The following is a 7,557-nucleotide window of genomic DNA, read 5'->3' on the forward strand; positions in this document are numbered from 1 at the left end:
GTTCCCGATATTCAGAGTAAAAGGGTATCCGATAAAAAGCTTATTTATTTGAAAGCCAACTTTTATCCAAGATCGTATTGCCGTGGTCGAGCATTTGTTGAATCACTTTTTCTGCGATACGCTCCTCCTCGATTAAAACCATCGCCCGAGCATCGACTTCCATGATCGCGTAGCGGTTAGGTTGTACTTCATAAAGCGCGTAGCGATGTTGATTTACCGTCCACATGTGTTCAAAATCGCTAAGGTCTACTTCTTCCGTCCATGTAGCGATCCCTTGAGCGATCAGCTTTTGTTTTACCGAATCGAACGCCTTATCGTTTGGTCGGTGCGTCGTGACGGATTTGTAGATATCGTTCAACGCTAAAGCATTTTCTTTACCCGTGAAAAGGGACAGGACTTCTGCCAAATTCCGATCGGACATATGCTCGTGCAATACGGAGATCAGCGGCGCGTACTCCGATTTCGGAATGACGCCGAGCGGATACTGTTTTACCAGCATCCGATAGATCCCGCGCAACGCATAAGGAACTTTACTGTCGTCGAAATTGAGTAAGGAGACGTTGAATCCCTTCTCCGTTGCCTGCCTGATCAGCATTTCGGCTTCTTCTGCCAATAGGCCATCAATCACCCATTCATCAGAAATTTTAAATCGATCCAACAACTCGGCATTCGCGAATTTCGTTAAAGGAGGATGGAGCTTTTTCAGCGTAACCAATTGTTGCACCGGAGACTTGTCTGCTGCCCGCTTTATTTTCACCGCAAAGTGTCTAGGGTAACAACGGGCTTGCGGACCATAATCGGAGACGGCGCAGCTTATTTCGGCGGGCAGCGGATTGTGATGAGCCGAAAGGGTTCCGTCGGTTTGGATCCGTTCGAGCTCGGGTTGGTTATGGCTGTCTTGATTCGTCATCGGAAACTCCTTTCGGAATCGTGAAGGTAAGGTGTTGCAAATTGAACTTGTATCGCGACTCGAAAACGACGTTCTCCGCATGAAAAGGAGTAATCGGACGGCTTTGTAGTAGAAGCTTTTTACCTTTCATGTTGATCCATCCTCGAATTCCTTCGTTTGCGCACGTGAAAGTTCCCGGTATCCAAAAGTCTCGGAGCAGCGTCTCATCGTCTTTTAGCAAATCATGCAACAGGACGTCAAACGAAAATTTCCCGACGCGAACATCGCTGTTTTCTTTTATAAAAAGTTCGTTGTCACTCACCGCTGCCGCTTCTTCTCCCAATGTAGCCGGACGGATATTCGCGACTTTGTACACAGCTTTTAAATGCGGAGCCGCTTGTATAAAACCGCCTTCGTTAATCAGCTCAACTTTCGCTCCAGAATGCAGACCTACATACGTTCCCGATGCCAAAGAATCTTTGTCTAACGTGCTGATCAACGAAGGAATCACTTTTGTGCCTTTAAGTTTCAGCGGCTTTTGCTCATGCTCGATACAGATAAATATAGCGGATCATCTCCTTGCAGATCGCGGCCGACGGGTCTCGTTTCGCTAGTTACTTTGATTCGGGCCTTCAGAGGCTAAGCCTAAACGCTTCCGATAATCGGCAATGCTGCCTCTGTTGATGGATCGATAGGCATGGATGTCGGTCGTTCCGTCGTCTTCCCAATTGCAAAAGGAGCAAATGTCATAGCCCGTGCCTTGGAGGGGATCAAAGCGTTCGGTTAGAGTATGGAATCCGCAGCACGGACATGGGAGCAGCGGTTCGTACAACACTTGTCCGATCTCCAGCCAAACATCCGGCCTGTCCTCCAAGTCAGAAACGCGAAACTGCTGTCGAGGAAGATCGGCAGACGACCAGAGATCGATCGCGCCGCAGCGTGCTCCGTCGAATAAATTCAGCACTTCCCGGTAATCGCCTGCTTCGAATGTCGCGTGCTTTTCTAACGCAGCGGCATCCGCTATTTTTCCGATTACGATGTGTTCCGGAGATTTTAGCAATTCGGTTCTGAGTTTCTCGATGATTGGATTGAGTTCATGCATTTGGGCTCTCCCTTATAAATGCTTATTCGCGGTAGCATTCGGTCGGCTTACATTCAAGACATCCGATACTCCTTCTTCGCGCAGGATATCGATCAGGTATTGCGCTCCGTGTTTAAGAGCAAGATTGCGTTCTTCTTCATAGATCGGGATTAACGTGTAAAATTGTACGTTTTTCCCGTTGGTATGGAGCGGGCGCAAGCCTTCCTTTTGAGGCGAGACCAATAAGATACTGGAGAGCTGAGTATTAGAAGCAAAAGGCCGCGGCGGCTCTCCGTTAGGCAGAATCGTCCCCTCCTCCACCCATCCGTCGTAAAGGTGGGGAATATGTGCGACCTGCCGCAGCCAGCTAAGAGGCCACTGCTGATTGAGCGTCTAGGTCGAAGGAAGCTTGAGCACCAACTCCGCGTATTTGTACCTGCCTTCCTCGTTCGAATAATCCATCGGCTGATCGCTCATGCCCGTTGTTGCCAATGTGATAAAAGAGTTGTGCGGCGAAGGAGGAATCACATGAATGCAAATCGCTACGCGGCTTCCGGGAAGTATTTCGTTGAGCGTCGTTTCGGCGGGTCCAAAGTGAGTCGTAATATGCTCCAACACATTGTCATTCTTCTCGTGCCGATGTTTTGTCCCGAGGTCCGGTTCTGCGGTTCGATTTTGCAGCATCTCGACGATCCGGGTTTGACCGAATTCTTTCGCGAAGTTCAAGGCATCCATATCGTTCATGGATTCGCCGTTATATTTGACCTCGGTATCGATGCCGGAGTCGATTAATACTTTCGCGACATCGAAATGGCCGTTACTGATCGCGCCGAACAAAGGATTTCTTACAGGCGAACTGACGTCCAGCTCGGCTCCGCAAGACAACAAGTACTTAACGATCTCCGCCTGCCCCGCAGAAGCCGCCTTATTCAATGCTCCTCCGCCGTAAACGCCTCCGAGTCTGTTCACGTCCGCGCCGAGTTCGATCAGTTTTCGGACGATCGCCAGTTCTCCTTTGGAAGCGGCGACATGAAGCCAGGTTCCGAAAGGGGTTTGCATGTTCAAGCGTTCGGTATCCGAACCTATTAATTCCGTTACTTTTTCAACGTCGCTCGCTTTGATCGCCGAACGAATGTCTTTTTGTACTTGAAGGTCGTTCATGTTGTGTAAGCCTCCGATCAACGACTGATTTGCCTTAAGCCTACTTCCATAAGAAAAGCGTACAGATTGCGATACTTGGTTGAGTTAACCTGCTCGGTCTCATGATCATATTCATATATGCGTTCACTCAGCAGTCCGTTTCAATCATATAACCGTAATAATCGCCAGCATGATTGTCTGAGAAGGCGATAAACCCTTGCGTGCGCCATAAATTTAATATTTGGTTTTGCCTGATGATATTCCATTCACTATGAGCTGCAACTGAGTAGACCACCGTAAATGCAAAATATCCGCCGCCAAAAAGCTTCACGAACTGTTGATATTCTTCCGGTAAACTTACGTCTAATTGCTTCTCAACACTCGCGATATCAGCTTTAGTTCCCGGCGGGTCTGCTTGCAGTTCAAACCATAGCGGGTTAGAGGTTTTCAGTTGATTAATCTGTTGAATGAACTCACTGTATATCAACGTTCTGCTCCTTTTCTCCGGGTTCAGGAATTGATTTCAAAGTGCCGCCGATCAACGGATGCGTTCATGACTCCTGCTCATAAACAGCAAATCTTTTCCCATCCACCACAATCGCAGTATCCTCAGGCACATGAAATCTTTTCAGAATCGTTCGAATCTCTGCAACTAAACTGGGATCGTCTTCGAAAACCTCGATGTCTACGTTAAACCCAGTGCTTCCTACGCCTCCGCCCGACACTTCTCCTCTATCTTGCAGCATCGCATCCAGCGCATCTTCGATTTCGTCTTTTGATACCGCCGATCCGCCGCCGACATAAATGAAAATATCCATGCTGCATCTACACTCCTAAAATCTCTTTAACCCCGTATTCAGCCGATTCGCGAATGTAAAGGTCAGGATGGTTTAAGTATCTTTTGATTATCGGCAAATAGTTAATTTCGTAAGTGAAACTTAGGATGTCGATCGTTCTGCCTAAACACTCTTCAGGAATACGATCTATGTTTTGGCTCAGTCGTGTAAAATCGATTGCCGTAATGTCCTGAAATACAGCCGCCTTTGCCAAACTTTCAAAAATCTCGATCTTCACTGCCATATCCGACTCGGTCAATGCAGCATTCAGTAGTACATCGATTAGCAGCTCAAAAGATTCGATGTTTTTATCAAACGAGTCGAATTGATCTTTTAAATATTCGAGAGCGTTCAGCTTTTCTGTTGTCGATCCGCTCGTGAGGGTAGACTTTAAGTAGGCGGCATTCAAAATTCACACCTCCATGATTTTATTCATGCCACACCGTCCGCCTCTTCAAGACCATTTATGCATGATCAACCCGATCCCATAGATTATCTGTATATTCATAAGTCCATAAGTCTGCGTAAAGGCCCGACTTTTCGATCTTATATATAAGCGCTTCTTCTTTTTTCTCGCTTCCTATATCCATGTATACATCGTACGTACAATTCACGAAAAAGCTTTGCCCGTTTCTCAACTGTGAGGATATATCTTCTCGAAGCGAAAGGCGGATCGCATGCTCGACATCCCTGCCGGATAGAACCGTATCTTCTTTTAACATACGAGCAAATTTCGTTCTCATAGGGTCCCACTTAGGAAGATCTCTAACCAGTTGTCCAAACCCTTCGCTTGGTAGACCAAAATCACTCTTCCAAGGGTCAACATTCTTAGCAAACCGACTTCCTGCCTCTATAGCTTCAACAGTTAATTTTTTCCCTAGTATCTTACCGAACGGAATCACGCTCGCCACCGTTCCAACTCCAGTCGCCACGCGATCCGTCACCGACATCTGCTGGCCGGTGATCAGATCCACCCCGCTGAACACTTCCTGAATCCCTTTGATCGTTCCGACGAATGGAGTAGCATCCGCGACGAAGCTCAACCCCGTCTGCCACCACGTCGCTCCATCCGCACTGAGTCCAAATGGATCGATAAACGATACCGGATTGCCATTAACGTACGCATACCGGTTCATCGTCAATCCGTTGCCGATGCTTCCGCTCAACACATCCCGATTCACAAACCGCTTAATCTCCGGATTGTAATAACGGGCACGCATCTGGTACAGACCGTTGGTATCTGTCTGTACCCCGTCGCGTCCATTGTACTGGAACGGCTGCGTGCTTGCACCTTCGTGGCTCAAGCGTTCGCCGTACGTATTATACGTGTACGTATCGGTCACTTGCCCTTGCTCGTCGGTCAGAGCGACCGTGCTGCCGCGTAGATCGTAGTGATACGTCTGGTAGCTGCCTGCTGCATCTTCGCGTCCGATCAGACCCAAGCCGTATACGTACCACGCTTGCGGCGTTCCGGCTGCGTCGGTTTCCATCAGGACTTGCGACATCACGGCGTGCGGGTTGATTTCTTTATTTTGATTCACCATTTTATTGGTTAAATATTCAAAAAGAACCTTGAGGACAGATATCCATCAAGGTTCTTTTTACGATCAATATCATAGCTTAAAATTAATGCAACCGATATCGTTCTCTAATGCTAGTTAAATTAAGATCTATCTTGCTACGATCATCTGGAAAGGTGTCTAGGTAATTTTCACAGGCCTTATTAAGATAGTAATAAAACATTTCATAATTTAAGATTACTTCTTCATCAATTAAAGAAAACCTAACACCATCAAATTTTTCTTCACACTCTTCAATATCATCAGGAAATGAACAATCTACGTCATTTATACCCGTACCAATACCTGCTGACATTTGTTCAATCACTTCCACAAAATCTGAATTGGAAATAGCATTAAAAAAAACAATCGCCGGAAGATGAAGCGGGTTTAAAAGATCTTCACTACTCAACTTGGTTCGCATGAATAAAAATTCCTCTCTTAAAATTCTGGGAAGAAAGATACTACGTTACCGTCTGAATCAGCATATCCCATCCACTTGATGCCTTTACTATCGTAACCTTCCCACTCTCTTCCCAGCTTTCCTTTGGAAATAGCACTATTCACTGCTTCTTTACCAAACTTAATATAATCAGCATCAGAAATGACTTTAGGATCGTAGATAGTTTTAATATATTTCTTTGCTCTCCATCCAATAACTTCTCCTGTTTTTCCATCCAAAGAAGGTATCTGATATGTGACTTTTTCAATCCCTAGCATTGATGGATGCTTCTCAATATTTAAGGTATTAACATTGTTTTTGTAGAATTCTTCTCTATTATGCGCGCCACCAATACCTCTACTTCTAGGCACTTCAGGATCAAAGTACTTTAAGTGATTTGCTAATTTCACATCACAAGCATCAGTATTCGTATTATGCACCCAGATCCCCAGGTCGCTCACGAAGTACGTATGGAACTCATCCACCGTCATGTTGTACACGCGGGCGCTACGCTGCTCCAGCTCGATCTGCTCGATCTCAAGCTTTGTGCCATCCGCTTGCGTCAGCTTGTCTCCGACCTTGAGATCTTTGACGTACGTCCATCCTTTTCCTTCGACCCAGAACGGATGGTTATACGTCGATTCGATCTCTTAGCCCCCCACATGGATCGTGTAGATTTCGTCCGCGATGTGATTGAAGGTCGCCGTAACGGTCTTGTAGCCTTCTTCTCCGGTCACGTCGTCTTTGGACAGCACCTGATCGCCGATTTGGATATCTTCGATGTTTTTATCGCCTTGGTCGGTCTTTACTTGCGTCCCGGCCGTAAAGCAGTTACAGTCGGGAAGCTTTGCTTTCTTTGTTTAACTTCCCGATCAACCAGGCCCCACCGTCGATACTTTCCTTCGTCAGGTACTTCCCGATATGCTTACCAAACGGAATCACACTCGCGACCGTTCCGACTCCGTTCGCGACGTGATCCGTTACCGATAACTATTGACCCGTAATCAGATCCACACCGGTAAAGACTTCTTGAATTCCTTTCAACGTACCGACGAACGGTAAGGCGTCTACACCGAAGCTGATCCCCGTCTGCCACCACGTCGCTCCATCCGCACTGAGTCCGAACGGATCAATGAACGATACCGGATTGCCGTTGACATACGCATACCGGTTCATCGTCAATCCGTTGCCAATGCTACCGCTCAATACGTCCCGGTTTACGAACTACTTGATAGTGAACTTCCCGACTGCGTTATGTGTGTCAAGAAGATCCATAAAGATTATAAGGTACGAAAGTATAAAAATGGGTTGATTATGGTAATACGTAACCACAACCAACCCACTTAGTACAACAATATAAGAGTATAAGAATATCAAATTCGCACAAAACTCAAATATTTAAAGAGCGTTATTCAAGTTCAACACTTTCCAAAATGAAATTATGAATCACTTACTTGGTGCTCGTAAATTAATAGTATCTCTTCTTTGAAATCTTCATACATTAAAAATGATTCTTTCAATATCATTTTTAAGTCTTCGTAGTTACGAAAAATGGGATATTTGATATTTTGATCACTGTCACCCATCAATGTTTTTAATAAGATCCAAGG

General features: G+C 46.0%; 9 protein-coding genes and 2 pseudogenes. All 11 read right to left on the bottom strand.

The features are described 5' to 3' along the window. Positions 1-40 precede the first annotated feature (40 nt). The 11 genes and pseudogenes from SACSAC_RS07940 to SACSAC_RS07990 all read right to left on the bottom strand — a co-directional run bounded on the left by SACSAC_RS07940 (position 41) and on the right by SACSAC_RS07990 (position 7,153). Positions 41-910: a DUF3349 domain-containing protein gene (locus SACSAC_RS07940; RefSeq protein WP_037285160.1), complete on the bottom strand. Its 870-nt coding sequence runs from the start codon at positions 908-910 to the stop codon at positions 41-43. 589 nt (positions 911-1,499) lie between these two features. After that, entirely contained in the window at positions 1,500-1,991 is a 492-nt protein-coding gene (locus SACSAC_RS26930) for a CPCC family cysteine-rich protein (RefSeq protein ID WP_051506961.1), read from the bottom strand. Between the two features lie 12 nt (positions 1,992-2,003). Continuing rightward, positions 2,004-3,131 (bottom strand): annotated as a pseudogene (locus SACSAC_RS07955) (suppressor of fused domain protein). Between the two features lie 127 nt (positions 3,132-3,258). Beyond that, entirely contained in the window at positions 3,259-3,597 is a 339-nt protein-coding gene (locus SACSAC_RS07960; RefSeq protein ID WP_051506962.1) for an SMI1/KNR4 family protein, read from the bottom strand. Between the two features lie 64 nt (positions 3,598-3,661). Then, entirely contained in the window at positions 3,662-3,928 is a 267-nt protein-coding gene (locus SACSAC_RS07965) for a hypothetical protein (RefSeq protein WP_037285164.1), read from the bottom strand. 7 nt (positions 3,929-3,935) lie between these two features. Further along, positions 3,936-4,355 (bottom strand): hypothetical protein, encoded by a 420-nt coding sequence (locus tag SACSAC_RS07970; protein ID WP_037285166.1) that lies wholly within the window; start codon positions 4,353-4,355, stop codon positions 3,936-3,938. A gap of 55 nt (positions 4,356-4,410) precedes the next feature. Then, positions 4,411-5,490, bottom strand: coding sequence for an RHS repeat-associated core domain-containing protein (locus SACSAC_RS07975; protein ID WP_037285168.1), 1,080 nt, complete (start codon positions 5,488-5,490; stop codon positions 4,411-4,413). A gap of 82 nt (positions 5,491-5,572) precedes the next feature. Then, complete coding sequence (gene cdiI, locus SACSAC_RS07980; protein ID WP_037285170.1) at positions 5,573-5,929, bottom strand: ribonuclease toxin immunity protein CdiI; 357 nt, start codon at positions 5,927-5,929, stop codon at positions 5,573-5,575. Positions 5,930-5,946: 17 nt separating this feature from the next. Further along, entirely contained in the window at positions 5,947-6,387 is a 441-nt protein-coding gene (locus SACSAC_RS28290; RefSeq protein WP_211251382.1) for a CdiA family toxin C-terminal domain-containing protein, read from the bottom strand. A gap of 3 nt (positions 6,388-6,390) precedes the next feature. Continuing rightward, positions 6,391-6,765: pseudogene (locus SACSAC_RS27940) on the bottom strand (polymorphic toxin-type HINT domain-containing protein); the annotation flags it as partial. Between the two features lie 172 nt (positions 6,766-6,937). Then, positions 6,938-7,153 carry a pre-toxin TG domain-containing protein gene (locus tag SACSAC_RS07990; RefSeq protein WP_156950969.1) on the bottom strand — a complete coding sequence of 72 codons (216 nt, stop codon included), beginning with the start codon at positions 7,151-7,153 and terminating at the stop codon, positions 6,938-6,940. Positions 7,154-7,557 lie beyond the last annotated feature (404 nt).

The sequence above is a fragment of the Saccharibacillus sacchari DSM 19268 genome, assembly GCF_000585395.1.
Classification (GTDB): domain Bacteria; phylum Bacillota; class Bacilli; order Paenibacillales; family Paenibacillaceae; genus Saccharibacillus; species Saccharibacillus sacchari.